Here is a 26,036-nt window from a genome sequence, read left to right as displayed (position 1 = left end):
GAAACGTCTTTTTTATTTTATTAATTCATAATCAATAATTTACAGCACTCTAAACACTGGATATTGTCTGAAAGTTGTTTCTTCAAAGTAAGGGGAATGTTTATACACCCAATCCAGTTGAGCTTCACCATCTTCAAATAGTTTTTTATCTGATTTTTTGGCTGCTTCAAAAGCATCCTTTAATTTTTGATTTGTTTTCAACAATTCAGCTGCAGTATCTTCAAAAATATAGGCTGAATAATATTCTTTCTGAGCCAGAATTCCATCAAAGAAATTCCAATTAAAGAAAGAGTCTAATGCTTCAGGTTCAAGGGTTTCTATAATATATTTAACTCCAGATTGGTTGGTAGAAACAATATAGTCTCCTGCCATAAATACACGATCTTTTTTGGATGGCTCAACAACGGTTTCATAATGCAGATAATGTCCTTCGTAAGGATTTTTTACGGTTTTAAAGTCTTTGATCTTGTAGGATTCTACAGCAATAGTGCTATCCTTCTGAATCAGTTTCATCTGAATTCCGTTTCTTTTAAATTCTTCAAGAACTCTGTACTGCGACTGTGGGATTACATAGTATTTAGGAATGCTGATATATCCTGTAGGAACTGCTGTGTTAAAAAGTTTTATGTTCTTTGTAAATGGCTTGTTTCTGTCGTAATACAGCCTTGGTTTTCCAGAAATTTCGCTAGGTTTGTATTGACCTTCATACCCTTTAAAATCCATGGTTGTATACTTGGTAGAATCTATTTTCCATCGGATTCCGTATGATTTCCCAGCCTGGTATTGCTTAAGGTTTTCTATACGAAGCTGTTTTATTTTCTGGTAGTCTTTATCCAGATTTTGCAGATTCACCAACATATACTTGTAAGTGGCATCTACTCTTTTATCATAAGGCTTCAGCATGTGGGTTTCAGGAACGGTTCCCAAAGAATTGAACAAAGTGGTATAGCCTGTGGAATATCGCGGAGAGTCTTCGAATGAGGCAAAACCCACTTCAGGAACATCACCGTGAATATTGACGTAAGGAGTACTTTCATAGCCTAATTTCTTCATATCATTAAGGTTTTTAGCCTGATAATCATTGTAAAAGTAAGCTCCAAGGACATTTCCTAAACGTTCTTTAAAGGTTGAAATATAGGTGAAAGTATATTGATAATCGGCTCCATTACTGACGTGGTTATCAATAAAGACATCGGGTTTCAGCCATTGATAGATTTCCTGAAAGCTTCTTGCATTTTTAGAATCTGCTTTAATAAAATCTCTATTGAGATCATAATTCCTTGCATTTCCTCTGAACCCGTACTGTTCCGGACCATTTTGGTTGGCTCTGGAATGGGATCCCCTGTTCAGCATTCCACTGACATTGTAAGCAGAAATAGCAGCAATAATAAAGTTCTGTGGAGTTTTAATCTTCCTGATTGCCAGATCTCTCATCAGCATCATGGTAGCATCAATTCCGTCTGGTTCTCCCGGATGAATTCCATTGTTGACAAAGAGAATGGCTTTATCTTTTCTCAGTTTTTCAATATTCTTTTCAGGGAAAGGATTGTACACCACCACATAAATGGGCTTTCCGTTGTCATCTTCTCCTTTTTTAAGGTATTGAATGGTATTAAAATTCTGGGCTAAATCCTGATAATATGCATTCATTTCATCGTAGGTAACAGTTTGGTTACCATTTCCTTTTTCAAAAGGGGTCTGAAATGTTTTTTGAGCAAAAACCAGGGATGAACTTAGAACAAGCAGCAGGTATTTCAGTTTCATTATTGAGGTAATTTTCTGGATTTAAAATTAATCAATATGATCCTGTCAAAAAAACAAAATAGAGATCAATACATTATTTTTTCTGCTTTCTTTTCAATCATAATCAGATCACAGATTTCTCGATTTGATTTCTTTATTCGCCAATTTAAGATTAATAAGTAAAGGCAGCATTGTTACAGGCATTACGATGAATGGAGTAAATGCTACAAAGGGAAATCCCTTAGCTCCTTTTATGGATAGAAGCGCAATAAAAGCTATGATTCCCAACAAAAAAACAACTCCGAAGCCGATAGAGACTCCTTTGAGTGTATTTCTTTTTTTAATCAGCTCTTCATTGGTTAATGATTCATAGATGTTTTTATTCATTGAACACAGTTTTTTACAAATATAACTGGTTTCAGGAATATAAAATACCGGAAAACAAAAAGGAAATAACTCTGTCATTCTAAAAGTAACGAAGTGAAATGAAGAATCTAAGCCACACTTGAGATTCTTCCTTCGTCAGAAATCGAAGATTCGACGTAGTCAATGACAGTGGTATATATTGTATATTATTTATTCAGCATATCGCCATTTCTCCCTTTTTCATGAGGATATAAGGAGGGAAGCGAATCGCTTTGCCAAAATTCATTGGTATCAATATCCATAATGGATAAGGCTCCGGTAAAGGCTGCACCGGTATCCATATTCCAGATATTGGCTTTATTGGTTGGGGTTTTACTTCCAATATACAGCGTTGGAGTATGCCCGATAAATATCTCCTTGTAAAGAAGCAGTCTTTTAGGATAGAGCATAGAGTGTTTTTCTAATTTTTTATCCATTGCTACTGCTGTTTCCCAAAGGGTTCTGTCCCAACGGTAATTGCTGGAATAGACTTCTTTTTCCGGGCCATGCATGGAAGAATATCCGGCATGAATAAACAAACGATTCTGGTCATCAACGTGATAACTTTTCATACGTTGGAAAAACTCAAGATGAATTTCCAGGTCTTCCGGTGAATGATTTTCATAACTATCTACTGTACTTGTCCCGCCGTTGGAAAGCCATACACCTGGTCCTTCTCCACGGGCTAACCAGTCTTCACACCAAACATCATGATTTCCTTTGATGAAAATACAATCCTGTTTTTCGGAAAGTTGTATTAAAGTCTTAATAACCTGGAAAGATTCGCTCCAGCCGTCTACATAATCTCCAAGAAAAATTAATTTGTCATTCGGGGTAACCTCAGCTCTTTCAAGTACCTGCTGCAATGCCTTAGATCCGCCGTGAATATCTCCTATTACTAATGTTCTGTTCATTTCATGTTTTAGTTAGCGAAAAGATAAGCCATTATCTTTAAAATAATGGCTTTTTTAGTTCAACAACTGCTGTTTTATTATTTTGAAATGTATTTCGGGTCTACAAACTCTGTAAGCCATACTCCGTTGGCTGATTGATAGAAAGCAACTCCTTCTTCATACATTGTTCCGGTTCTGATGGTCAGAATTATGGGTTTTCCGTGTCTCATTCCAACCTTTGTAGCCGTCTCTTTATCAGCACTTAAGTGTACATGTTGGCGGGTTCTTTTTTCAATTCCTTTTTCTAAAATGGAAGAAATATTGGCTTCCGCTGTTCCATGATATAAAAAATCCGGAGGTTGTACAGCTTTCAAGGCTAAATCTATATCAATAGAATGTCCCTGGCTGGCTCTGATCCTTGTTTTATCTTCATTAAAGGCAAATCTCTTTTTATTATTGGTTTCAACCACCTCATCTAATTCTTCCAGAGAAAAATGCACTCTCTTTTTAGCTGATTTTGTTCTCAGCTCTTCGACATCTGCCCATCCGTTTTCATCCAGATTTAGGCCAATAGTTTCGGGTTGGTGCCTCAAAATAAGGCTTAAAAATTTACTTATTCTTTTTGTTTCTATTTCGTTCATTGTTTTTTGTGTTTTAATTAAGCATTATAAAATTCGGGGGAAAAAGTCACTGTAAACCCTGTTGTTTTATGGATATCATCCGCATATTGATCAAAATAATAGATCTCCGGTGATATTGAAAGGGTCACAAACGATTTTTTGTACAGGTAAATCCACAAACAAGATTCAGCCGGGCCTTTTCCCTTCAGCATATTTTGAATTTCTATTCCATTGATCTTATTTAAAGGAACTAGTAAGGTTTTCTTTTGATCTGAAAAACCAAGCAGACTATTTTGATTGTCTATCCAAAGTAAGGTATTATCCTTTACCCTATTCAGTACTTCAACCGGAGTCTGAAATGCATAATCCAGCGAATAATGAACACGGCAATTTCCAACTTCCAAAGCTTTATTGATTTCGATTCTTCCATGATATTTCTTCAATGGGAAATCCGGACTTTTATTCTCTGGATCATCTTTGGAAAACATACTGGTCAATATTTTTAGGAAAGATTTCATTTGTTTATTGAGTATAATTTTTTAATATCAGGCAAGATTTACCAGTTTATCAAATAAGAGCTTCATTCCCTGCGTTGCGGTTTCTTTCATAACCACAGCTCTCTGCCCATAGCCAAAACCTGTTTCATTAGGATTGATAACAATTAAAAGGCAGTCATCTTTAATATCATGGATTAATCCGGCTGCAGGATATACTTGTAAAGAAGTTCCGATTACCACTAAAATATCTGAATCTTTTACCATTTCTCTGGCATCCTGATATAAAGGAACATCTTCTCCGAACCAAACGATAAACGGCCTCAATTGGGCGCCATCTTCGGCTTTATCTCCAAGTTTGATATCGTCTTTTTGTTCATAAGTCAGTCTTTTATTGTTACAAGAACATGATTTGAACAATTCTCCGTGGATGTGAAGAATCTTAGTGGAACCGGCTCTTTCATGCAGATCATCAATGTTTTGGGTAATAATCTGTACCTCAAAATATTTTTCCAGTTCTGCTACTAATTTGTGGGCTTCATTAGGTTCTACTTCGTGAAGTTGACGTCTTCTCTGGTTGTAAAATTCCAATACTAAAGCTCTGTCTTTTCTCCATCCTTCCGGACTGGCCACATCGGTTACATTATGATTTTCCCAGAGACCATCTCCGTCTCTGAAGGTTTGAATTCCGCTTTCTGCACTGATTCCTGCTCCGCTTAATATGGTTAGTTTTTTCATTGGTTTTAATTTTATTTTGTACACTGTTTTTTTGGCCACTAATGCACGAATATAATTGATTTTAAAGAGGAGGATTTAAAAGCTTTTTATAAATTTCTTCATTCTCTTCATCAAAACAGACAAAAATAACTTTCTCTATGATATCTGATTGAAATTTTCTTACTTCATCAACAGCTATTTCTGCTGCCAGTTCTTTTGGAAATTTATAAATTCCTGTACTGATATTAGGAAAAGCTATGGTTTTAACTCCAAGATTTTCTGCCAACAGTAAAGAGTTCTTATAACAATCTAATAAAAGCTTTGAGCTTTTTTCTTTATCATCATTCCAAACCGGCCCTACAGTATGAATAACATATTGCGCAGAAAGATTTCCTGCTGTTGTTACTACTGCTTCCCCTGTATTGCATTTACCTTGTCTGTTTCTGATTGCTCTACAGTCTTCCAGAATTTGTGGTCCTCCTGCTCGATGAATGGCACCATCTACACCCCCACCTCCCAATAAAGAAGAATTAGCTGCATTGACAATGGCATCTGTATTAATTTTTGTGATGTCTCCTTTTATAACTTCAATTTTCATAATTTTTTTTTCAAAGTAATTGTAATCATTACTTTAAATTAAGTTTCCTGTTAAGAACCTCATCATCAAATAATAATGGTTTTTCTTCAGGAATGACAAGCTGATCTAAATCATCATTCAGGACAGAATGGTACTGCTCTTTTACAAAATCAGAGATATTTTCAATTAAAATAATATCTTCTTTTGCAAAAGAATGAATATGCTCATCTCTTAAACCAATTTGTATAGCTCTTCTTTCCAGTTTGTTTCCAAAAGGATCATGATCCGGATCCCACTGAAGTCTTACAGATGATTCTTTTACCCGATTCTGCCACACTTCTCTGGATATTCCAAGATCATCAATATAGCTAGAAACAATAGAATTTTCAAGGTATTTTTTGAATGCATCTAACTTTAGATGTATAGCCAATACACATTCCTGTCCTTCTTTTGTTCCCCAGCCATTACGATACATCATCCAAAGGAAATTAGGTTTTATCCAAGTCATCCTTTCCAGACTGAATCCACCACCAAAATATTGATTTTTAACTGCAAATTCTCCTATTGCTCTTTTGTATGACTGATAGACTACAATTTTCTCATCATCATACTGTGCCATAATGTGATGCCCTTTTTGAGGCCAATCTGGTAACTGTTCTTTATATTTTTTTAATGTAAGTTTCATTGTATTTCTTCAAATGGCTTCAGCATCTCCTCTTTCTTTGTAAGCACTGCAAAAACCACTCTTTTAAATTTATTCTTATATTTTCCCTGGAGGTACTTTTTGAAAAGACCGGCAATTTCTTTCGGATCGTTTTTGAATACTCCACAGCCCCAGGCTCCTAAAATAAGAGTTTCATTTCCATGATATAGGGCTAATGACAGCATTTTATCTGTTCTTATGTCCATGGCACCTAATATCTCTTTTTCTCTTTCAGGTTCCTGACGTTTTACCACGCCTGCATTAACTGCCGGGGACGTTATAAAATTACACAGAACAGGTTTAGGTAAAAGTTCTCCTTTATCTTTTCTAAATACTGGAACTTTTGGACTGTAAATCATTGTATCGGTATAAAAACACGATTCCATTGCCCTGTGAACAGTGTAATAATCCCAGGCCTGAAGCAGGCTTTCATGCAAACCTGAAGTTCTTGCCAGGCTTTCTTCCTGTGCTTCTGCTCCATTGATGAATCCACCACCTGGATTTTTTGCTGATGCAAAATTCAAGCACATGATCTTTTCCTGATCTTCAGCTGCGGCTAATTCTAAAATAGCTTTTAGTGAGCTGCAGCGCCATGTTTCAAATTGAGTTTCAAAATGAGTTTCAGGCATTGGCCTCATTGTCATTTCAGAAAGCTGTTCCGGAGTGAAAAGACCGGTTTCTTTTTTACTGATTTCCAGCTCTTTTGCTATATCTATTCTTTCGTTTTCTGTGTTTATATAATATTTTCTGGCTAGGATATCCAATGTATCTTTTGCCATTCCTTTATTGGTCATGATTGTTTTTGTTTTTGGCTACGAATTTTCTAGCAAATACATCATTTAAAAAACTCATTGTAATCACACTGTATATTGTATTCGTGCATTCGTGGCATTATCATTTAATTCTTTTTTTTCGCCACGAATGCACGAATATTTTTTACAATCTTACGGACTCGTGATGATTATTTTAATTTTCTGATCCTATCCTCTGAGCAATCTCATGGGATAGCGGATATATTTTTTCTATAGGCAATAGCTTCTTTGCTTTATTAAATTCTCCTTGCTTGGTAAGGGTTAAAATTTTTTTTACCAGGGGTGAATAATCTTCTATTTTTACAATCCAGTCTTCATTAAATTCTTCTATCAGATAGCGACTGATTCCAACCTGAATGGAACGATATTCCAGTTTGTTTCCTTTAATATTCCTTTCCGGATCCCATTGTACATATACTTTGGCTTTTTCAAACTCTTCTTCCCAAATTTTGGGATTGGGATAGACTCTTTTTTCAGGAGAGGTTAAAATAGCCAGTTTCAAGGCTTTTTCCCAGGCTTCCCGCTTAATATGTATCGCAAGAGTACATTCCTGATTGGATTTCTGTCCGTAATTGCTTCTTTCCATCATCCAGAGAAAAGAAGGTTTAATCCACGTCATCCTGCTGAATGAAAAAGGAGCACTGAACTTCTGATTCTCTACTGCAGCTTTTGCAATGGCTTTATTGTAAGCCTGATAGACAACAATAGTATCACTGGTATAATCTGCTCTTATTTCAAATTCTTTCATCACTTATTAATCAAAATCATAGACATATACCTCAACATTTTTATTCAGTAGGGTTCTTTCTATGATAGGTTCTATCTGCTCCCATTTTCCGCCTGCCAATCCACATCCAATTCTCGGCATATGAATGCTTGCATCGAGTTCTATGGCTTCTTTGGCTAATGTTTCCAGACATTTTTCAATGGCTTCATAGCGAACGGGAACTCCATTGCTTCCAGTTTTCATTCCTTTCTGCCCGATCATATTGGCTACATAGATATATTTTTCAACCTGTACAATCTGAATTTCTCCTAATCCAAAATGATTTTCACTTCTGAAACGGTGCCAATTTCTGTACTCTTTTTCCGGAGCTTCCCATCTTTTGGAAACTGCCAGTACAAAGCCTTTTCCCCAACCTCCCAGATCATTACAGATATGAGCAATAATTTTTATTCCTTTTGCCTGTGGAACTGTAGCATCTCCTTTTAAATAGTGTATCGTTTTCATTGTTTCTTTTTCAAAATGCATTTATTTACCTCATCATTCTATTCCAACCCTAAATATAAGATAAAACCTCTGTATTCAGTATTAAATCAGCCTTTTAAAACCTTTTGAATAAGGAGAATAAGATCCGAAAACAGTATCAAACTTCATTTCCAGTTTATCAAATTTAAACTCTTCATCCATCTGATCCAGACAGGTTACCACTAAATTCTTTTTTGTTGAATTGACATACGCTCCATCCAATTTTAAGGCATAATTCAATAGTTTATAATCTAAATCACCGAACCTCAGGTCTTTCTGATACTCATTAAAGGTACAGGTTTCCTCTTCATTGTTTTTCAGCATCATCTCTTTTTCATTGCTCATCCAGCCATTTCCGTGACGTGTTGCATAACTTCTGGTCACATAAAACATCTCAATATCTTCAATATGAAGCTTTTTACAGATCTCATAAGCATTTTTTGAGGTGGTATGAGCATAGGTTACGTTCGGAAAAACGCCGTGATCCATATCTAATAAAATCCCCTGACTTCCTTCAAAAATGAGATTTTCAAATGAATTCAGATAGCTGTAATCATCAATCTTCCAATCTATTTGCTCAATAGCTTCTAAAAAAGGATTGATCTGTTCATTAATCTGATCTTCATCCATAAAACCGAAGTAATAAGCAATTCCTTTTAGTTTTTCTACCAGCATTTCTTTTGGAGCGATAAGATCAATAGCGAATAGTTTGTAAGGGCTTTCATTTCTTTTCATCGTTGCCCCTACTCCTTTTCCACAAGTTCCGTGTTCCAGATTTTTGGAACTGTTTCTGTTTTGCCAGACATCAAAAGGCGTAGTTACCTTCGCTAAAGGATGAATATGAAGCTCTGTATTTCCGTTTTTTGCTTTTAATTCTTCCCTTTCATTGAATAAAAATTGAGGATGAATCGTGCAATGTTCCGTAAAATAGGACGGTAATCCGCGAAGAGCTCCGCTTGCAAAGCTCGAATGAACATGTTTTCTATCCTCCATCATTACTGTATGAGCCGCCTGTTGACCTCCTGAAAATCTGATCACCACAGACTCCGGGTTTTGCTGAGCCAGAAAATCTGTAGTGATCCCTTTTCCTTCATCTCCGAAACCTAATCCTATAACTATTTGCGCCTTTTTCATGTCTAGCATTTTTAAAATTATTGCCCTTCCGGCAAATTGGTGTTCTAAAGCATCTGTACGTTGTCTAATCCTTCCTGATTTGGTGTTCCAAAGGTTTTATCTTTAAACTTTTCACAGATAATCCTTTTGATCACCTCCGGAATTTCTCTGTGGTCTTCTATGGATATACAATTCTGACCTAACAGTTCTTTCCAGCCTTTGTCTGCTCTTACAGCCTGATCAGAATGTAAGACACTGATGTGGTATACTTCGTATCGTTTTTTAGCTTCCTCCAACAGTTCATAATGAGTATAGGTTTGTTGTCCTGAACCCATCAATTCCCTGATGGCAGATGCCGGAAGTACCTTCAGACAAGGCTCGTCTCCTACAGTAAACAACAATCCTTTCTGATTTCTTTTTTCAAAGGCATCTGTTCTGGTATGGAACGCTGCAAAATACCATGCTAAAAGATAGCTTTCACCAGCATTTCCTCCACCTCCGGATTCAATATAAGTACGGGTAAGCCACATATCCAGTTCTTCATCTCCTGACTCAAACTGTCCTACCTGAAGTGGATAGCTGTCACATTCATGATCTCCTATTCCCAGGAAAAGCAATGCCGGATCCGGAACTCCGCTTTGGATAATTCCACCCATCAGCTTGGGTAAACCTTCTCTGATGAGTTCATGAGGAATGTGTCCCATGCTTCCCGTTACATCCAATCCCAGGATAATTGGAACTGAATTAGGATGCACTTCAGAGTCTCTTGATTCCCTGAAGGAAATTCCGTTAGGAATCATTGAGGGATGTGCCTGTCTTTTGGCATTCTGTGTGAAGATTTCACTTGCAGATTTTGTTTTATAACCTGCTTTGCTTGCTCTGTCATAACGAGCGTCTATATCGTATCTTGTACTTCCCATGACTAAAATGTTTTTCCAAATAAATATTCAAATCTCTTTTGACTCACTTCTAACTGAATATTTAGATTTCTGATTGTTAATGATAATTCCATGTCTTTCTGAACGAATGCTTCGGGATTAAAATCCGTAAAAGTCAAACTGTTTCTGTCCAAAGGACTGATATCAATAAGTCCTTCCTGTTCCCGCTCGAGTCTTTTTATTTTCAACTCGATGTCTTCTACCTTGCGCCTGTAGATCAATTCTGAATCTTCTCCGATCGTTCGCGCACGGTCTTCTCTGATCTGATCATTATTTCTCTGTAATGATTCGATAAATCTTGGTTTTAATTCATCTTCCATATCTGATCATTTTTTGTGTTATTATTACGCTAATTAAAAAGAGCATAGCTATGCTTCGTTCCTGCATTCATTTTAACAGGAATACATTACATCAGTTCTTAAAACATATTTTAATCCGCTCATCAAAGTTTTTCCTTCGTGTCTTAAAGGATGGTAAAAGATTAAGGCAGTGCCTTTCTTAGGAGCAACCGTGAACAAGTTTTCAAATTCTGTTTCTCCGCCTTCAAAATCATCATTCAGATAAATTAAAAAGGTATAGAAACTCTTCTCTTTTTCGTTTCTGATATAGCTTCCGTCACGGTGCATTTTAAATTGCTGGCCGGGAGAATACTTATAAACCCTGAACATCTCATTGAAATTCAAAAGCCTGTAGTTTTCATGTGCTTGTGGAAGAAATTCAGCTGCTTTTTTAAAAAGATCTTCAGCCAGATTGTTATCAAAAATCATCAGCCTGTCATTATTTCTGATCCCTTTGCTCATCAGTTGACGTCCTCCAACATTGATCTTCGCTTCTTCAAAATCTTTTCCTTGTGATAAGGCAATGTATTGGTCACACTCGGCTTCCGTAAGAAAGTCTTCAATTAAAAATATCTGCGGATGTAGGTCTGTTTTTTCCATGATTAATATTTTGTGACTGGTTCTTGTGTTTTTACCCTCTTAATTCATCCCGTACTTCCATCAAGGCAAATCCTAAAAGGTTTTCTCCGTTCCATAATAAAGGATTTTCTGCTCTTGAATCTGTTTCCAGCATTCCTATCCCCCAGATGGTATCATAAGGACTGGCTTCTACCAGGATTTTATCCCCTGTTGATAAAAGAAAGTCTTTATACTTATTGTTCTGTGAGAACTTTAAAAGATTTCCCTGTTTTACAATCTCATATTTATGTTCATTCCAGACTTTTGGGTCAAAATTTTTGACTTTTCTTCCTAAAGCTTTAACTTGATTAGGAGTAGGTGCCTGTACTATTTTTTCTAAGATTTCAGCATCATTGAATAATCTTGCTTTACCAGCCATCATATAATGTTCTGCTGTTTTGTAGACAATCCCGTCCTCTTCAAACTTTCCCGTAAACCATTGGCTAAAACATGATTTGGTGATTTCATCTTTAACCGTATGTCCCCAGAAAAATAAAAACTTTATCCTTTGTTTTTTCTGAAACCTATCTTTAATATTTTGTATGGTGTATTTCATATTGTGTTATTTCTACGCAAATGTAGTACAATATCATTTTATTCACCAAATTTATTTGTGTTATTTTTACGCTAATAAATATAATAAACTGATAATCAGTTTATAAATTTAATTTTCATAAAACACTAGTCCCACAAATATTTTGCACAAATGACACTAATCTATTAGGTTTTGGCTAAAGCCATGGAATTTTTAATCATAAAAAAAACGGGCTTTAGCCCGTTTCTATTGAATATCTCCTCTGAATATTTTTCTTAGATAAAATATTTAATCATAATTTTCAATAATGTATTACTTGAAAATTGGTGATTATTCGTTTAAAATTTTGTGTCATTTTGGTTAAAAATCTATTTGATTTCGAAATAAAATCCCTGTTCTTCCAACTCTTTATACTTTTCCTGATTGAAAGTAAAAAGCTTTCCTGGTCTTCCGCTTCCTTCTTTTTTAACGTTATTAGTTTCATTAAGCAACCCGTAGCTCATAATCTTTTTACGGAAGTTTCTGCGGTCTATTTCCTGTCCTACAATAGTCTTGTAAAGGTTTTCAAGGTCTGAGAAAGGAAATTCTTCATTGAGAAGATTAAATCCGATGGGTTGATATTGAATTTTCGTACGAAGCCTTTTTAACGCAATATCAATGATATTTTGGTGATCAAAAGCTACAGATGGAAGTTTATTGATATCAAACCACTGTGCATCATCTGCATCGGAGTCTGCAAAGAGTTCATGATAAGAAGGATTCACAAGCCCCAAATAAGCCACAGAAACTACTCTGTTTCTCGGATCCCGTCCAACGTTACCAAAAGTATAGAGTTGTTCTAAAAAATCGGGCTTTATGCCCGCCTCTTCATGAAGTTCCCTTTTTACGGCATCATCGAGGTTTTCATCATCGAGAACAAGACCACCAGGAAGTGCCCAACCGCCCTTAAAGGGTTCAATATTTCTTTTGATTAAAAGGATTTGAAGGTCTTTTTTATCGAAATATCCAAAAATGACTGCATCTACAGCCACTTTGATATCCTGTAATTTTTTTGGTGAGCCCATAAATTAATTTGCGTTATGAATACACAAAATTAGGAATAAATATTTAGTATTTTTACTAAATGATAAAAAAGCTACTTTACTTTCTTCTTATCCTTGGATTATTCTCCTGTCAAAAGGAAGCGTCTTTTGCAGACTCTATCATTTTGCGTCATGAAAAAAAAGAGAAGTTAACCTTCCAAAAATTTAACGAAGGAATAGGAGAAGAAGAAACTGGATTAATATACATTGGCAAAGATACTTCCACTGTTGAAGTAAAGTATTACAACACAATGATACCCGCTCCTCCACCTCCACCCCGTACTGAAGTTAAAAGCAACCCTAAAAGTTATACTAAATATTTTCGTGGCTATTTTGATCGAATGAAATTTTCTAAAACATCAATTAGTTTTGATTCTTTATCTGAAAATAATGTCAAAATTGTCATCAAACCCAATGATACTATTCCTAAATATACATACAATTCAGAAACTGGAACCCTTAAAAAATATAAAGCCTTTCCTGTATTTATCAAAAATATTTCAAATCGGAGATTAATACTTCCTGATCTTAAAAATCTTCCATTTGCTATATTCAATGATCAACAAAAATGGCAGATGATTTGGAATGATAATGCCTTTATTTGTGGAACTGGCTGGGGAGTGAATTACTGGGAGTTTGAACCTAATGAAATTATGATCTTTTCAGTCAATTATCTCACGGGAAAAGACTGGGGAAAATTTAAAATCACTCTTTTCCATAATTCTTCTGAATCATTTATGATGAATTATGATAAAAATATACTCAAAAAACAGAGAAGGTATGACGAAGTAAAATAAAAACTAATTGCTGTAAAGAATTCGCTTCTGGTTTTATTTAGTTTTGACTTGCATTACGAATACACAATTTATCAGGAAAATTAAAAAAAATTTTAAGTATAATAAAAGTTCATACCTTTAAGTTATTATCATAACCAACTTAAAATTAAATATTTATGAAAAATTTACTAGCAATCATCACTATTGGTTTTTTACTTACATCATGTGAAAAAGGAAAAACTGCGGCCTCTGAAAACTCAGATAAGAAAGAATCTAGTACTGCTAGCTCTGAGTGGAAACCTGTAGATTCAGCTACAGCAACGAAAGCATGGATGGATTTTGCAACCCCAGGTGACATGCATAAAATGCTGGCCAAATTTGATGGAAATTGGACTGGTGCTACCAGCATGTGGATGGATGACAGTGGAAAAGCAGTAACCAGTACTTCTGAATGCACTAATAAAATGATCTTTGAAGGCCGTTATCAGGTAAGCAATTACAAAGGAAATTTTATGGGAATGCCATTTGAAGGAATGAGTATTATGGGCTATGACAACGCCAAAAAAAAGTTTGTAAGCACGTGGATAGACAATATGGGAACCGGGTTAATGCACGCGGAAGGAGATTGGAATCCTGCTAAGAAATCTATTGATTTTAAGGGTAAAATGACAGATCCAAGCCGACCGGGAAAAGAATGTGAGGTAAGAGAAGTTTATACGTTTACGGATGATAATAACCATACTTTGGAAATGTATGGGCCCAATCCTAAAACAGGAAAGGAAATGAAAACAATGGAAATAAAATTCACGCGTAAAAAATAAATAAAAAACCGCTTCTTAATGGAAGCGGTTTTTGTTTTATAATGAATGAATTAATCATTAAGCTTTAATACAGCCATGAATGCAGACTGTGGAACTTCTACTCTTCCGATCTGCTTCATTTTCTTCTTACCTTCCTTCTGCTTTTCCAATAGCTTACGCTTTCTGGAAATATCTCCACCGTAACATTTTGCAGTAACGTCTTTTCTTAATGCTTTAATGGTTTCTCTGGCAATAACTTTCGCTCCCAATGCTGCCTGAACTGCAATATCAAACTGCTGTCTAGGAATCAGTTCACGAAGTTTTTCACACATCTTTTTACCAATATAATAGGCATTACTCTCGTGAATCAGTGAAGAAAGGGCATCCACCATATCTCCATTGATCAGGATATCCATTTTAACCAGTTTGGAAGAACGCATTCCTATTGGTGAATAATCAAATGAAGCATATCCTTTGGAAATAGATTTCAAACGGTCATAAAAGTCGAAAACAACTTCAGCCAAAGGCATATTGAAGGTTAATTCTACCCTATCTGCCGTTAAATAACTTTGGTTAACAATTTCTCCTCTTTTTTCAATACAAAGCGTCATAACAGCCCCTACGAAATCGGATTTAGTAATAATGGAAGCTTTTATATAAGGCTCTTCAACTCTATCCAAAAGATTAGGATCAATCATTTCAGACGGGTTATTGATTAAAATTGCCGTTTCGGGTTCTCTTTTAGAATATCCATGGTATGAAACATTGGGTACCGTAGTAATAACGTTCATATCAAATTCTCTGTCAAGACGTTCCTGTACAATTTCCATGTGAAGCATTCCTAAGAATCCGCAACGGAAACCAAAACCAAGTGCTGCAGAACTTTCAGGTTCAAAAACCAAAGAGGCATCATTTAATCTTAATTTTTCCAATGAGAATCTTAGTTCCTCAAAATCTTCAGATTCAATAGGATAAATTCCGGCAAAAACCATTGGTTTTACTTCCTCAAAACCATCGATGGCAGCTTCTGCAGGGTTTACAAAAGAGGTAATGGTATCCCCTACTTTAACTTCTCTTGCATCTTTAATCCCGGAAATAATATATCCTACATCACCACATTCAATAGTCTTTTTCGGAACTTGTTTTAGTTTCAAAGTTCCTACCTCATCAGCACCATATTCTTTTCCTGTAGCAAAAAATTTAATTTTTTCGTTTTTAGAAATACTTCCGTTCACCACTTTGAAATAAGCCTCAATTCCTCTGAACGGGTTGTAAACCGAGTCAAAGATCAATGCTTGTAACGGAGCTTTAGGATCTCCAACCGGAGCAGGAATTCTATTCACAATCTGCTCAAGCAAGTCATGAACTCCTTCTCCCGTTTTCCCTGAAACTCTAAGAACATCTTCATATTTGCACCCTAAAAGTCCCATAATTTCGTCGGTAACTTCTTCTGGGTTTGCAGATGGAAGATCTATTTTATTAAGAATTGGAATAATCTCCAAATCATTTTCTAATGCTAAATAAAGATTACTGATAGTCTGTGCCTGAATACTCTGTGCTGCATCTACAATAAGAAGAGCTCCTTCACAAGCAGCAATAGAACGGGAAACTTCATAAGAGAAGTCTACGTGTCCAGGTGTATCAATCAGGTTTAGAATATATTTTTCTCCTTTATATTCATAATCCATCTGGATCGCGTGAGACTTAATCGTAATCCCACGTTCCTTTTCCAAATCCATATCATCTAGCGTCTGAGACTGTAGTTCTCTTTGAGTAACCGTATTAGTATACTCCAAAAGACGGTCTGCCAAGGTACTTTTACCGTGGTCGATATGAGCGATTATGCAAAAATTTCGTATGTTTTTCATTTAAGAATCTTGTAATTTGCAAAGATAAAAAAAAGAGAGAGATTATTGTCTTTCATCATCTTATTGTATCAATTTATTTAAAATAAGTGATAAGAACTATAAAGACAACCCAGTATTTTCTCTTTAAATTAATCAAAAATATAGTTTCCGGTTAATGAATCCAAATATACATTCGGCATTCCTGAAGTATCAACATTTTTACCTCTTCTATTAGATTCAGAATCAATGGCTGCTCCAATCATCGCTCCAATAAATCCTCCTGCTATAGCTCCAACCATAGCTCCAGTTCCGTTATTGGTTGGAAAAAGTTCTGCTTTAGTGGCAATAACATAAAAGCCTTTATCATCTTTTATCATTTCTAAATATCCTGCCGGGGTAGATCTGTAAGCTTTACCATTTTCTATATATCCAAATACTTGTTCGTTACCTATGATCTCCTCATTCAAAGTTGCCTTAGTATCTTTTATATTGGTTACCCTTCCTTTTTTATTTTTATCTGTAACATAATTCGGTTCAGGTTTCTGCTCATAAAATGATCTGAAATCTTTATAAACCCCATCATTTAATTCCATTCTACCAAAAACTGGAGAGTTCTCAGTAATATATTTCTCGTAATTCGTTAAATCTTCTTCAGACATTGCTGCTCCTAGAGGCACGCTCAGATAAGACTCCTTGATCATTCCGGCTACAACATGGGATATCTGGCTTGCTATAAATTTAGGAAAATTAGACTCGGAGGTAATAACGTTTTGAATACGGTTTAGAAAGTAATATTTATTGTTTCTTTTGATAAAACTTGAAAATTTAAATTTGATTTTTGTCTTGGAAGTTTTTTCTTCCGGATCCAGATTATAAGCCTTTAAGTCTTCCAGCATTAAAACAATATCATTATCACCCTTTGTTTTGTTATCGCTTAAGAACCAGTTTTCGATATAGTTTTTCAAATCATCATTGGCGAATTTAAGCGTAAAGGATTCTTTACGATAAGGTATATTTCCGATTTCTTTATCTAATCTGTTGTCAATAACAGTTATTGATTTTGTCTTTCCTTTTCGATCTTTAATACTCTGCTTCAATTCTACTACTTCTGTTTTCTGTGCTGATAATGAAACCGCCATCATTAAGAAGAAAAATACTTTTTTCATTTATAATTTTTCCGGCAAAAGTATAGATTTAAAGGTAAAAAATTAAACGGCTCTCACAAAAAAGGTTTGTAAGAGCCGTCTAACATTAAAAAAATAAACTATTATGGGTTTTGTTTAGGTCCCGAAGTATTGTTGTGTACATGAGGTTTTCTTTCGTTCATTTTATCTCTCATCATCCCCTCAGATTGAAACAGCTTCAGTACTTTCTGGCAGGGAATTACCTGCTGCATTTTCTCTGCATATCTTTTTCTGTTATCCAAAAGCTTCTGCCCTATTTCAAAGCTTTGCTGTAATTTAGCTTTGGCCTCATCGTCTGACAAAGTTTCAGGGTTAAAGCCTGGATCAAACTGACTTTTTATCTGTTTCTGACTGTCCAGATACTCGTTATAAAGCTGTGTAAACTCAGCTTTATCTCCCGGATCTACATTCAGATTATCCATGATCATATTATTCCTGAATTTTTTAAGGAGTTCCTTTCTTTCTTCAGGAGAAAGATTATTGATGACTTCCTTTCTTTGCTTAGGATCCATCTTTTTCCAGTCATAATCTGTATTTTGAGCATTTAGGCCAAAACCATAAATAATAAAAAACGTCAATATTATCTTTTTCATCTTTCTTTATTAATTATATAAATCCAAATAAACATCCTGAGTAGAGTTGCTCGCCAGTTCTGCAATTTCAGAATTGGAGAACGAATCCAGATATTCATTCATCCGTGTTTCTTCTTTTTTAGTTACAGGTTTCACTATTTTTTGTGAAACAGTTTCTTTGTTATTTCCTTCTTCGCTTTTCACGGCAAAAGAAGTGTTATTTTTTTGATTTACAACTGTTTGATTAATATTTTCAACAGAAGTTAAATCTCTTTTCAATGTTTCATAAGCAAGCTCTCCTTCTGTTGTTGACTCTCCTTTATGATTAGCATAGGTTTCTTTTGAATTCAGATTTTTATCCGCTGAATCATTATTGAAATTAAAAATAAAAGTTATTCCAAAGATCAAAGCCAATGATGCAGCTGCTGCATACATCCAATTTAACTTAAAGACCGGCGCAGGTGCTTTTTGCTCCGGCTTTATATCATTCATAACCCTCTCCTGAATATTTTCAAACAAATTTTCAGGGACTGTGTAAATGTTTTTACGTTCTAGTTTTTCTATGTCGAACTCTTTCATCTTTGTTTTCTCAAAAATTATCTTTCGTAATTTTCCTTAATATATTCTTCTATTTTCTGTTTGGCATAATGATAATTTGTTTTCAAAGTTCCTACTGACATATCTACAATTTTAGATATTTCTTCATAGGGCAAATCATCATAATACCGCATCATAAATACCAGTTTCTGCTTTTCCGGCAGGCTTTGTATGGCGTTCTGCAGTAAAGTTTGTATTTCTTCAGCATCTCCTTCCACGTTATCAGCCACAAGATTCTGCATGTGATACTCCGGATCTTCATCTGTCTTCTGCATTTTCTTCAGCTTATTAACCTGCTGTAACGCTTCATTGGTTGCAATCCTGTACAGCCATGTATACAACTGGCTATCGTTTTTAAACTGATGAAAATTCTGATAAGCTTTAATAAAAGTTTCCTGCAAAGTATCCTGGGCAAGATCTCCGTCCACAATAATTCTTCTAATGTGCCAGTACAATCTGCTTTGATAGGCATCCATCAAGGCACGAACACCTTTATCCTGTGTCCGTGGATCCTGCATCAACGAAATAATTTCCGCGTCCTTAATCTTCATAAGATGCCTTTCATTGTTTTGGATTACAAAAATAACTGAAAGTTAAATTAAATATTCAATTTTCAATTTAAATATTAAAAATAATATGAGACAGTTACGCAATAAACGTGCCTGTATTTAAGTTTCGGGTTTCTGTACTGCTCTTCCTTTCCCGACTCGTCTTAAAATCTTATATTTGTTAGATGCAAATTGTAATTATCGGTTCCGGAAATGTGGCTTATCACATGGCAAAAGCTTTCAGATTGAATGGCATTTCCCTTGCTCAGATTTTTGGGCGGAACGAAAAAGAATTGAGTAAAATTTCCGAAGAGCTGAATATTCCTTATTCTACAGAATATCTGGAAGATGCAGATCTGTATATCATCTGTGTAAGTGATAATTCTGTAGGAGAAGTTTCCAAGATGATTACCAAAAAGAACTGTCTGGTTGCCCATACTTCTGGTTCACTTCCAAAGGAAAATTTAAGCGGAGAATATCGAAAGGCCAGTTTTTATCCATTACAAACCTTTTCAAGATCTAAAGAACTGGAATATGACAAGATTCCATTCTTCATTGAAACCGAAAATGAGGAGGATACAAAAACACTCTTTAAGCTGGCTTCCAGTATTTCAAAAAATGTAATGGAAAGCACTCATGAAAAAAGAAAGTATATTCACCTAACGGCAGTTTTTGCCTGCAATTTTGTGAATCACCTTTTTTCAAGAGCTAAAGAGATTTCAGATGCACAGGAAATACCATTTGATTATTTTTTACCCCTGATTGATGAAACGGTTCAGAAAATTCATGAAATAGAACCTAAACAGGCTCAAACAGGACCAGCAGTAAGAAATGACCTTAGGGTTTTAGAGTTACATGAGCAGCTATTACAAGACGAAGAAAGTATTAGCATTTATAAGACAATGAATCATTCTATTCAAAAAATGTATGAGTTATAAAGAGAAATTAAAGGATATTAAGGCCTTTGTATTTGATGTAGACGGAGTTTTCACAGACGGGAGCGTCTATCTGATGCCTGGAGGAAATATGTGCAGGGTAATGAATGTACTGGATGGCTACGCTGTAGTTAAAGCCTTAAAAAACAATTATTTAATAGGGGTTATTACAGGAGGAAATGATGAAATGGTAAAACACAGAATCAATTACCTTGGTATTCAGGATTATTACCCGAAATCTCACAATAAAATTGAGGATTTTGAAAATTTCAAAAAGAAATATAATCTTAAGAATGAGGAAATTCTGACTATGGGAGATGATCTTCCGGATATTCATATCATGGAAAGTTCTGCTATTGCGGCATGTCCTGAAAATGCAGTTCCTGAAGTAAAAGGAGTGTCTGATTATATTTCCACGAAAAAAGGAGGAAGCGGTGCTGTACGAGACGTTATTGAACAGGTAATGAAGGTTCAGGGAAACTGGCATGATGATAACACTCAATCTGTATAACGATATTTATGAAATTACTTTTAGCATCCCAATCCCCAAGAAGAAAAGAGCTTCTTTCCAGCCTTGGTTTCGAATTTGAAGTGGTAAAAATCGACTGTGAGGAAATTATTCCTGACTCGATTGAGATAGAAAACGCAGCAGCTTATTTGTCTGAATTAAAAGCAAATGCTTTCAGAGCTCTGACAGATGATGAAGTTTTACTGACAGCAGATACTGTAGTGGCCATAGATGGACAAATTTTGGGTAAACCAAAAGATGAAGCTGATGCCCATAATATGCTTAGAAGCCTTTCGGGAAGAACTCATCAGGTGTACACAGGAATTACCATCAAAACTGCAGATAAAATATACACTGAAACTGATGTTGCTGATGTGATTCTGGATGAGCTCACTGATGAGGAGATTCAGTATTATATTCAAAAGTATAAGCCTTTTGATAAAGCTGGAAGTTATGGGATTCAGGAATGGATGGGAATGGCAAAAATAAAAAGCATGACAGGTAGTTTTTATACTATTATGGGGCTCCCTACCCACCTTGTTTACAAAATTTTAAAAGAGATCTCCGTTATTTAAAAATCATAACGGTTTCTGACCTCCATAAAGATGAAATAAAATATTTCCGGAAGAAATATAAATATTATTCATTATAAAATTTTATTATTTTTACAAAATCATCAAACTGCTGATAATAAAAAGCAGATTAGCAAGTTATATTGAATAATGAAAAAGAATATATTGTTCCTTTTAGTGATTTGCCTCATTGCTTCCTGTGCTACCAAAACAAAGAAGCCGGAGCAGCGTTCAAAATTATTGAAAGGATTTTCCACATATTACAACACGCTGTTTAATGCCAAAGATGCATTGAACAGTGAGTTTACAGCCAGAGATAAGGGCCATAAGGACAATTTTTATGCGCCTTATATTCCTATTCTTACGTTCGAAGAACAGCCTTTGGGAAGTGACTTGGGACAATCAACTGCTTTTGCAGAAAACTCTATGAAAATGGCAGAAGTTGCCAACAGACCCTCCGGAAGGAACTCCGGAATTCCGAATATGCCTGGCGGTCCGGTAAATGATTCTTCCAATCCTGACGGAGGCGCTCCAGCTAAAGGAGCAACCACTCTGGAAATTGCTGAAGCTAAGGCATTAAAGGCCATCAATAAATATTCTGTTACCAGAAACGGGGAAGAAAAAAATAAGCAGATTTTTGATGCTTACATCATTCTTGCTCAGTCCAGAATCTATAGAAACAAACCATTGGAAGCCCTGGATGCCCTTAATCATGTTTTTGCGCATATGAAGGATGATAAAAGGATTCCATTGGCAAGAATTTATCAGGGTGTAGCTTATGATAAAATCAAAGACTACCACAGAGCTCATGAAACTTTTGCTAAGCTAAAGAGTGATGGTATCAGTAAAACTTACTCTAAACTGTTGAGTATTTATTATGCTGAATCACTTTTGGATGCTGGAAAAAAAGAAGATGCTGCCAAAGAACTCGACCTGGCTTTTGAATTGAATTCTAACAGAAAACTGAAAAGCAGAATTGCTTATTTAAGAGGTCAGGTTCTTGAAAATCTAGGGCAAAATGACAAGGCAAGAGAAAGCTATACCTCAGCCTACAAATATTCCAATGATTTTGAATTTGAAGTAAAATCTCAGATAGCTATTGCCAAAACTTTTAATGGTAAAGGAGACTACAACGGAGCAAAGAACTATCTGGAAGGAATCAGTAAAAAAGGAACTTATGGTTCCAGAAAAAATGAATTTTACTATGCTTTAGGACTTATGGCCAATAAGGCCGGAAAACAGGATGAAGCACAGCAGTTTTTCAGAAAATCCTTATTTGAAAAGGTTTCTGACCCTCAAATCCGTGGGTTAGCTTATTATGAAATAGGGAAAAGTTATCTTGAAAAGAATGATTATATCGGCGCCGGAACTTATTATGATTCTGCCCTAGCCGTAATGACTTATGAGCCTTCAAAAATCTTATTAAAGGATCAGTCTGCATACATTAAAAAGATTTCTAAGAACTATTATCTGATTAAAAAGAATGACAGTATTCTTTCTTTAGCCAAGATGGATAATGCTCAAAGAACTGACTTTTTCTCAAAACACATTGCCAAATTAAAGATCAAAGAAGAGAAAGAAGAACAGGAAAGAAAACGTGCAGAACGAAACAAGGGATTTGATACCGGAGATTATAATTCAAATTCTATTTTTGCCAATAATAATTCGAGCTCATTTGAGGATTTCGGAGTAACTACAAAAGGTTTTTATTTCAACAATACCGGAACTATAAGTAAAGGAACTTCTTCATTTAAGCAGGTATGGGGAGAAAGAGCACTTTCTGATAACTGGCGTTTTTCTAAGAAAATGGCTTCTATTGAGGATATGAAAAGTGAAGCTCTTGGAGTGACAAATGCCCCTAATCCAAGACGTTTTGAGCCTGCTTATTATATTGAGCAAATTCCAACGAATCAGGAAAAACTGTCACAGCTGAAAAAAGATAGAGATACTTCATCTTTGGGCCTTGGTATTATGTATCAGAATTATTTTACCAATACTCCTTTGGCGACCAAAACTTTGTATGACCTTGTAGATGTAAAACCGGAAGAAAAGGTAATGCTTCAGGCATTGTATGAGATTTTTGCCATGAATTATGAGCGAACTCCTCAAGCTGCTGAGAGAGCAAAACAAATTCTATTAGCCGATTACCCTTATACTTCATACGCTGAATTTGCAAGGAATCCTAAAAATAATTCTTTCGTAAAATCAACGGCGGATGTAGAAAATGAATATAAAAAAGCCTATGCTTTATACGAGTCAGAGAAATTTGTGGAAAGTAAAGAGGTTATTGACCAAACGATCCAGAAGTACCCAAAAGATGCATTAGTTCCAAAATTATACCTCTTGAATGCCTTTAATACAGGAAAAGCTAGTGGTAAGGAAGTAATGATTCTTCAGCTTGAACAGATTGCCTTAAACTACTCCAAAACACCGGAAGGAATAAGAGCTAAAGAAATGCTGAATTATCTGAAAAGTGACCTCAGCTTCCAGGCTACTGATAATAAAGGAAATTCAGTTGCTCAACAGCCGGGCTCTCCTACCCCACCCGCCACCAAAAACAAAAATATTCCGGATATGGCAAATGGCCAGCTTAACAGCCAAGGAAATTTAAAGGTTAATGAGTCGGATCTTAAGCAGGTTCAGCCTGTGCCCACAACAACTAATATGATGAATAATACTCCTCAACAAAAGGTTGATAAGCCTAAATTTAGAAACAAGAACGTCCCTGATGGACCACAAAAACAATAAAACAAAAAAGCGAAGATGTATTCTTCGCTTTTTTTATGTGATTTTTATTTTTCAGATTGCTTAGAGTTCTATGAACCCTTTTTCTTTACCCCATGGAAATCTTTAAGGTAAAACGGCTCAAAATAAGCCATATCTTCAAATTCTTCGTCTTCTATTTTCTTCAGGGTCTTTTTAATCAGGTATTGTGCAGATGGATAAATATCTTCCCTAAATTCTGCATCAGGCAGATTTAAAATATCCTTGGCCTTCTTAGCTCCATCTCCTACAAAGACTATTTTCTTATCTCTGAATTCTTCAAAAGAAGTTTCATCTAAAATCTTTGCTTCGGTTGCAGAGAGTTCTTCTCCTGTAGAACCATCATAAACGGCCGTATAAACCTCCATTCTCCTTGCATCGACCAATGGCACTATAAATTCATAGTTTTGCCCTAAAAAAGGCTCTATCATGCTTTCAAGAGAATTAATAGCAATAAACGGAACCTTCAGTCCATAACAGAATCCTTTTGCAGAAGCAGCCCCAATTCTTAATCCGGTATAAGAACCCGGCCCTTTACCTAATGAAACGGCTTCAATGTCTTTCAGTGAAATTCCTGCCCCTTCCAGAGCCCATTCTACATAGGTATGAAGACTTTCAGATTGTTTATAGTTTTCAGAAACCTCTTCACATACGCATAGCAGCTTTTCGTTATCTGATACAGCTACTGAGCAGTTTTTAGATGATGTTTCAAGATATAGAATTTTCATTTTCTTGTTTTAAGCTAAAATGGCAATCTTGCAGAAAGGCAAAATCGCTTTTAAAATTTTCTACAAATTTAGTCCTTTATTTTGAGACTATTTTTTATAGATTGTTCTTGGTTCAGCCTGAGCACTTGGATAGATGCACATATCGGCAATAGTAACGTGTTTTGGAGCATTTACACAGTACGCAATAGCATCGGCAATATCTTCTGCTTTTAGGGCTTCATAGCCTGCATATACCGTTGCTGCTTTTTCACTGTCTCCTTTGAATCTTACTAATGAAAAATCTGTTTCCACAGCTCCCGGTTGGATATTGGTTACTTTAATCCCGAATTCAGTAAGCTCCAGTCTCATTCCTTCAGAGATAACATCTACTGCTTTTTTGGTCGCGCAGTACACTACTCCATTGGCATAGGTTTGTCTTGCTGCCACAGAGCTTATGTTTACAATATGACCTAAATTTTTAGTTTTCATACCAGGGGTAATCATTTTGGAAACATAGAGAAGCCCCTTCACATTCCCATCAATCATAGAATCCCAGTCATCTGTCTTACCGGATGAAAGGGGATCTAGCCCATGAGCGTTCCCAGCATTATTAATCAGAACATCAATATCTTTCCATTCTTTGGGAAGCGAATTGATCGCGGTTTCCACTTCTTCAAGATTCCTTACATCAAACATTAAACTAAACACTTCGGTAATCTGAGATAACTCGTCCTTTAAAGATTTCAGTACTTCCTTTCTTCTTCCACAAATGATGATTCTGTTCCCTTGTTTTGCCAGCAGTTCTGCTGTGGATTTACCGATACCGGAAGTAGCCCCGGTGATTAATATTGTTTTCATAAAACTGATTATTTATTGAATGTAGCAATGTATCAGTCTAACAATTTACCAATGTCTGGATATTATCTGTTACACTGATATGTTACTCAACTGATACATTATTTATTATACTTTTAGGATCAATCAATTTGCATCGAATGCCTGAAAAGCATCAGCAATATGATCAATTATTAAATTTCTATGTTCATCCGGCAGAACAGAAATAATGTCAAACCTAACCTCATTCTGTTTATCAGAATCTTCCAAATAATGGTTTGCTGCCAGAACAATGGATCTGATCTTCGTTTTAGTTACGGCCTCCTGAGGCAGCATAAATGCATCAGTGGATCTTGCCTTTACTTCAACAATAATGATGAGTTCATCTTTTTCAGCAATGATATCAATCTCTGCTTTCTGAAATCTGAAGTTTCTGGCCAGAATTTTATATCCGCTTTTCTGAAGAAAATCAGCAGCCATTTCTTCAGCTTTCTTTCCAAAGTCATTATGATCAGCCATTTCTTATGTTTTTAAGGAATAAAAGTAGAGTAGTACC

31 protein-coding genes are annotated in these 26,036 nt (G+C 35.6%); 6 read left to right on the top strand and 25 right to left on the bottom strand.

Annotated features, from left to right (window positions below; translation table 11 throughout):
* Positions 1 to 39: 39 nt before the first annotated feature.
* From BLS98_RS08490 to BLS98_RS08410, 17 genes are all read right to left on the bottom strand, one after another.
* Positions 40 to 1,764 carry a M14 family metallopeptidase gene (locus BLS98_RS08490; protein WP_089735474.1) on the bottom strand — a complete coding sequence of 575 codons (1,725 nt, stop codon included), beginning with the start codon at positions 1,762 to 1,764 and terminating at the stop codon, positions 40 to 42.
* Positions 1,765 to 1,872: 108 nt separating this feature from the next.
* The gene (locus tag BLS98_RS08485) at positions 1,873 to 2,130 is read right to left on the bottom strand and encodes a hypothetical protein (RefSeq protein ID WP_139166091.1); all 258 of its coding nucleotides are present in this window, start codon (positions 2,128 to 2,130) and stop codon (positions 1,873 to 1,875) included.
* A 185-nt stretch (positions 2,131 to 2,315) separates the two neighbouring features.
* Positions 2,316 to 3,062, bottom strand: a complete 747-nt coding sequence (locus BLS98_RS08480) for a metallophosphoesterase family protein (RefSeq protein WP_089735469.1) — start codon at positions 3,060 to 3,062, stop codon at positions 2,316 to 2,318.
* A 77-nt stretch (positions 3,063 to 3,139) separates the two neighbouring features.
* On the bottom strand, positions 3,140 to 3,682 hold the full coding sequence (locus BLS98_RS08475; RefSeq protein WP_089735467.1) for an RNA 2'-phosphotransferase: 543 nt from the start codon (positions 3,680 to 3,682) through the stop codon (positions 3,140 to 3,142).
* Positions 3,683 to 3,699: 17 nt separating this feature from the next.
* Positions 3,700 to 4,149: a hypothetical protein gene (locus BLS98_RS08470; RefSeq protein ID WP_089735465.1), complete on the bottom strand. Its 450-nt coding sequence runs from the start codon at positions 4,147 to 4,149 to the stop codon at positions 3,700 to 3,702.
* Between the two features lie 57 nt (positions 4,150 to 4,206).
* Positions 4,207 to 4,893: an SIR2 family NAD-dependent protein deacylase gene (locus BLS98_RS08465; RefSeq protein WP_089735738.1), complete on the bottom strand. Its 687-nt coding sequence runs from the start codon at positions 4,891 to 4,893 to the stop codon at positions 4,207 to 4,209.
* Between the two features lie 61 nt (positions 4,894 to 4,954).
* Positions 4,955 to 5,470, bottom strand: a complete 516-nt coding sequence (locus BLS98_RS08460) for an O-acetyl-ADP-ribose deacetylase (RefSeq protein WP_089735463.1) — start codon at positions 5,468 to 5,470, stop codon at positions 4,955 to 4,957.
* Between the two features lie 28 nt (positions 5,471 to 5,498).
* The gene (locus tag BLS98_RS08455; protein WP_089735461.1) at positions 5,499 to 6,134 is read right to left on the bottom strand and encodes a DUF4291 domain-containing protein; all 636 of its coding nucleotides are present in this window, start codon (positions 6,132 to 6,134) and stop codon (positions 5,499 to 5,501) included.
* Positions 6,131 to 6,946 (bottom strand): TIGR02452 family protein, encoded by an 816-nt coding sequence (locus BLS98_RS08450; RefSeq protein ID WP_089735459.1) that lies wholly within the window; start codon positions 6,944 to 6,946, stop codon positions 6,131 to 6,133. Before BLS98_RS08450 ends, BLS98_RS08455 begins: the two co-directional genes overlap by 4 nt.
* 172 nt (positions 6,947 to 7,118) lie before the next feature.
* Positions 7,119 to 7,712, bottom strand: a complete 594-nt coding sequence (locus BLS98_RS08445) for a DUF4291 domain-containing protein (RefSeq protein WP_089735457.1) — start codon at positions 7,710 to 7,712, stop codon at positions 7,119 to 7,121.
* A gap of 6 nt (positions 7,713 to 7,718) precedes the next feature.
* Positions 7,719 to 8,195 carry a macro domain-containing protein gene (locus tag BLS98_RS08440; RefSeq protein WP_089735736.1) on the bottom strand — a complete coding sequence of 159 codons (477 nt, stop codon included), beginning with the start codon at positions 8,193 to 8,195 and terminating at the stop codon, positions 7,719 to 7,721.
* Positions 8,196 to 8,276: 81 nt separating this feature from the next.
* A complete protein-coding gene (locus tag BLS98_RS08435) occupies positions 8,277 to 9,347 on the bottom strand; it encodes an adenylosuccinate synthetase (protein ID WP_089735734.1) in 1,071 nt (356 codons plus the stop codon).
* A 44-nt stretch (positions 9,348 to 9,391) separates the two neighbouring features.
* Positions 9,392 to 10,246, bottom strand: a complete 855-nt coding sequence (locus BLS98_RS08430; RefSeq protein ID WP_089735455.1) for a hypothetical protein — start codon at positions 10,244 to 10,246, stop codon at positions 9,392 to 9,394.
* 2 nt (positions 10,247 to 10,248) lie between these two features.
* Positions 10,249 to 10,584, bottom strand: coding sequence for a hypothetical protein (locus tag BLS98_RS08425; protein ID WP_089735453.1), 336 nt, complete (start codon positions 10,582 to 10,584; stop codon positions 10,249 to 10,251).
* Positions 10,585 to 10,656: 72 nt separating this feature from the next.
* The gene (locus BLS98_RS08420; RefSeq protein WP_089735451.1) at positions 10,657 to 11,202 is read right to left on the bottom strand and encodes a prolyl hydroxylase family protein; all 546 of its coding nucleotides are present in this window, start codon (positions 11,200 to 11,202) and stop codon (positions 10,657 to 10,659) included.
* Positions 11,203 to 11,233: 31 nt separating this feature from the next.
* Positions 11,234 to 11,776, bottom strand: coding sequence for an NADAR family protein (locus BLS98_RS08415; RefSeq protein WP_089735449.1), 543 nt, complete (start codon positions 11,774 to 11,776; stop codon positions 11,234 to 11,236).
* Between the two features lie 347 nt (positions 11,777 to 12,123).
* Positions 12,124 to 12,819 (bottom strand): NUDIX hydrolase, encoded by a 696-nt coding sequence (locus BLS98_RS08410; RefSeq protein WP_089735447.1) that lies wholly within the window; start codon positions 12,817 to 12,819, stop codon positions 12,124 to 12,126.
* Between the two features lie 59 nt (positions 12,820 to 12,878).
* On the opposite strand from BLS98_RS08410, the gene BLS98_RS08405 reads away from it, so the two are divergent.
* Positions 12,879 to 13,634: a hypothetical protein gene (locus tag BLS98_RS08405; protein ID WP_089735445.1), complete on the top strand. Its 756-nt coding sequence runs from the start codon at positions 12,879 to 12,881 to the stop codon at positions 13,632 to 13,634.
* A gap of 155 nt (positions 13,635 to 13,789) precedes the next feature.
* Positions 13,790 to 14,434 carry a DUF1579 domain-containing protein gene (locus BLS98_RS08400; protein WP_089735444.1) on the top strand — a complete coding sequence of 215 codons (645 nt, stop codon included), beginning with the start codon at positions 13,790 to 13,792 and terminating at the stop codon, positions 14,432 to 14,434.
* Between the two features lie 50 nt (positions 14,435 to 14,484).
* Here BLS98_RS08400 and lepA read toward each other — a convergent pair whose 3' ends face one another.
* The 5 genes from lepA to BLS98_RS08375 form a co-directional block, all read right to left on the bottom strand.
* Positions 14,485 to 16,281, bottom strand: coding sequence for a translation elongation factor 4 (gene lepA, locus BLS98_RS08395; protein WP_047489911.1), 1,797 nt, complete (start codon positions 16,279 to 16,281; stop codon positions 14,485 to 14,487).
* Between the two features lie 128 nt (positions 16,282 to 16,409).
* Entirely contained in the window at positions 16,410 to 17,426 is a 1,017-nt protein-coding gene (locus BLS98_RS08390) for a glycine zipper domain-containing protein (RefSeq protein ID WP_089735442.1), read from the bottom strand.
* 101 nt (positions 17,427 to 17,527) lie between these two features.
* Entirely contained in the window at positions 17,528 to 18,037 is a 510-nt protein-coding gene (locus tag BLS98_RS08385) for a hypothetical protein (protein ID WP_089735440.1), read from the bottom strand.
* 9 nt (positions 18,038 to 18,046) lie between these two features.
* Positions 18,047 to 18,595, bottom strand: coding sequence for a hypothetical protein (locus BLS98_RS08380; RefSeq protein ID WP_089735438.1), 549 nt, complete (start codon positions 18,593 to 18,595; stop codon positions 18,047 to 18,049).
* Between the two features lie 17 nt (positions 18,596 to 18,612).
* The gene (locus BLS98_RS08375; RefSeq protein ID WP_089735436.1) at positions 18,613 to 19,164 is read right to left on the bottom strand and encodes an RNA polymerase sigma factor; all 552 of its coding nucleotides are present in this window, start codon (positions 19,162 to 19,164) and stop codon (positions 18,613 to 18,615) included.
* A gap of 182 nt (positions 19,165 to 19,346) precedes the next feature.
* Between BLS98_RS08375 and BLS98_RS08370 the strand changes: the two genes are divergently transcribed.
* From BLS98_RS08370 to porW, 4 genes are all read left to right on the top strand, one after another.
* Positions 19,347 to 20,099: a Rossmann-like and DUF2520 domain-containing protein gene (locus BLS98_RS08370; RefSeq protein ID WP_089735434.1), complete on the top strand. Its 753-nt coding sequence runs from the start codon at positions 19,347 to 19,349 to the stop codon at positions 20,097 to 20,099.
* Positions 20,089 to 20,607 (top strand): KdsC family phosphatase, encoded by a 519-nt coding sequence (locus BLS98_RS08365; protein ID WP_089735432.1) that lies wholly within the window; start codon positions 20,089 to 20,091, stop codon positions 20,605 to 20,607. Before BLS98_RS08370 ends, BLS98_RS08365 begins: the two co-directional genes overlap by 11 nt.
* A gap of 8 nt (positions 20,608 to 20,615) precedes the next feature.
* Positions 20,616 to 21,179 carry a Maf family protein gene (locus BLS98_RS08360; protein WP_089735430.1) on the top strand — a complete coding sequence of 188 codons (564 nt, stop codon included), beginning with the start codon at positions 20,616 to 20,618 and terminating at the stop codon, positions 21,177 to 21,179.
* Between the two features lie 147 nt (positions 21,180 to 21,326).
* Complete coding sequence (gene porW / locus BLS98_RS08355) at positions 21,327 to 23,924, top strand: type IX secretion system periplasmic lipoprotein PorW/SprE (protein ID WP_228425121.1); 2,598 nt, start codon at positions 21,327 to 21,329, stop codon at positions 23,922 to 23,924.
* A gap of 68 nt (positions 23,925 to 23,992) precedes the next feature.
* Here porW and tsaB read toward each other — a convergent pair whose 3' ends face one another.
* The 3 genes from tsaB to BLS98_RS08340 form a co-directional block, all read right to left on the bottom strand.
* Entirely contained in the window at positions 23,993 to 24,667 is a 675-nt protein-coding gene (gene tsaB, locus BLS98_RS08350) for a tRNA (adenosine(37)-N6)-threonylcarbamoyltransferase complex dimerization subunit type 1 TsaB (RefSeq protein ID WP_089735428.1), read from the bottom strand.
* A gap of 87 nt (positions 24,668 to 24,754) precedes the next feature.
* Positions 24,755 to 25,504 carry an SDR family NAD(P)-dependent oxidoreductase gene (locus BLS98_RS08345; RefSeq protein ID WP_089735425.1) on the bottom strand — a complete coding sequence of 250 codons (750 nt, stop codon included), beginning with the start codon at positions 25,502 to 25,504 and terminating at the stop codon, positions 24,755 to 24,757.
* Between the two features lie 123 nt (positions 25,505 to 25,627).
* Entirely contained in the window at positions 25,628 to 25,999 is a 372-nt protein-coding gene (locus BLS98_RS08340; protein ID WP_089735423.1) for a YraN family protein, read from the bottom strand.
* Between the last annotated feature and the right edge of the window lie 37 nt (positions 26,000 to 26,036).

The sequence above is a fragment of the Chryseobacterium jejuense genome, assembly GCF_900100075.1.
Taxonomy (GTDB): Bacteria; Bacteroidota; Bacteroidia; order Flavobacteriales; family Weeksellaceae; genus Chryseobacterium; species Chryseobacterium jejuense.
The sequence above is the reverse complement of the archived record's forward strand: the minus strand, read 5'-3'. Positions and strand labels throughout refer to the sequence as shown.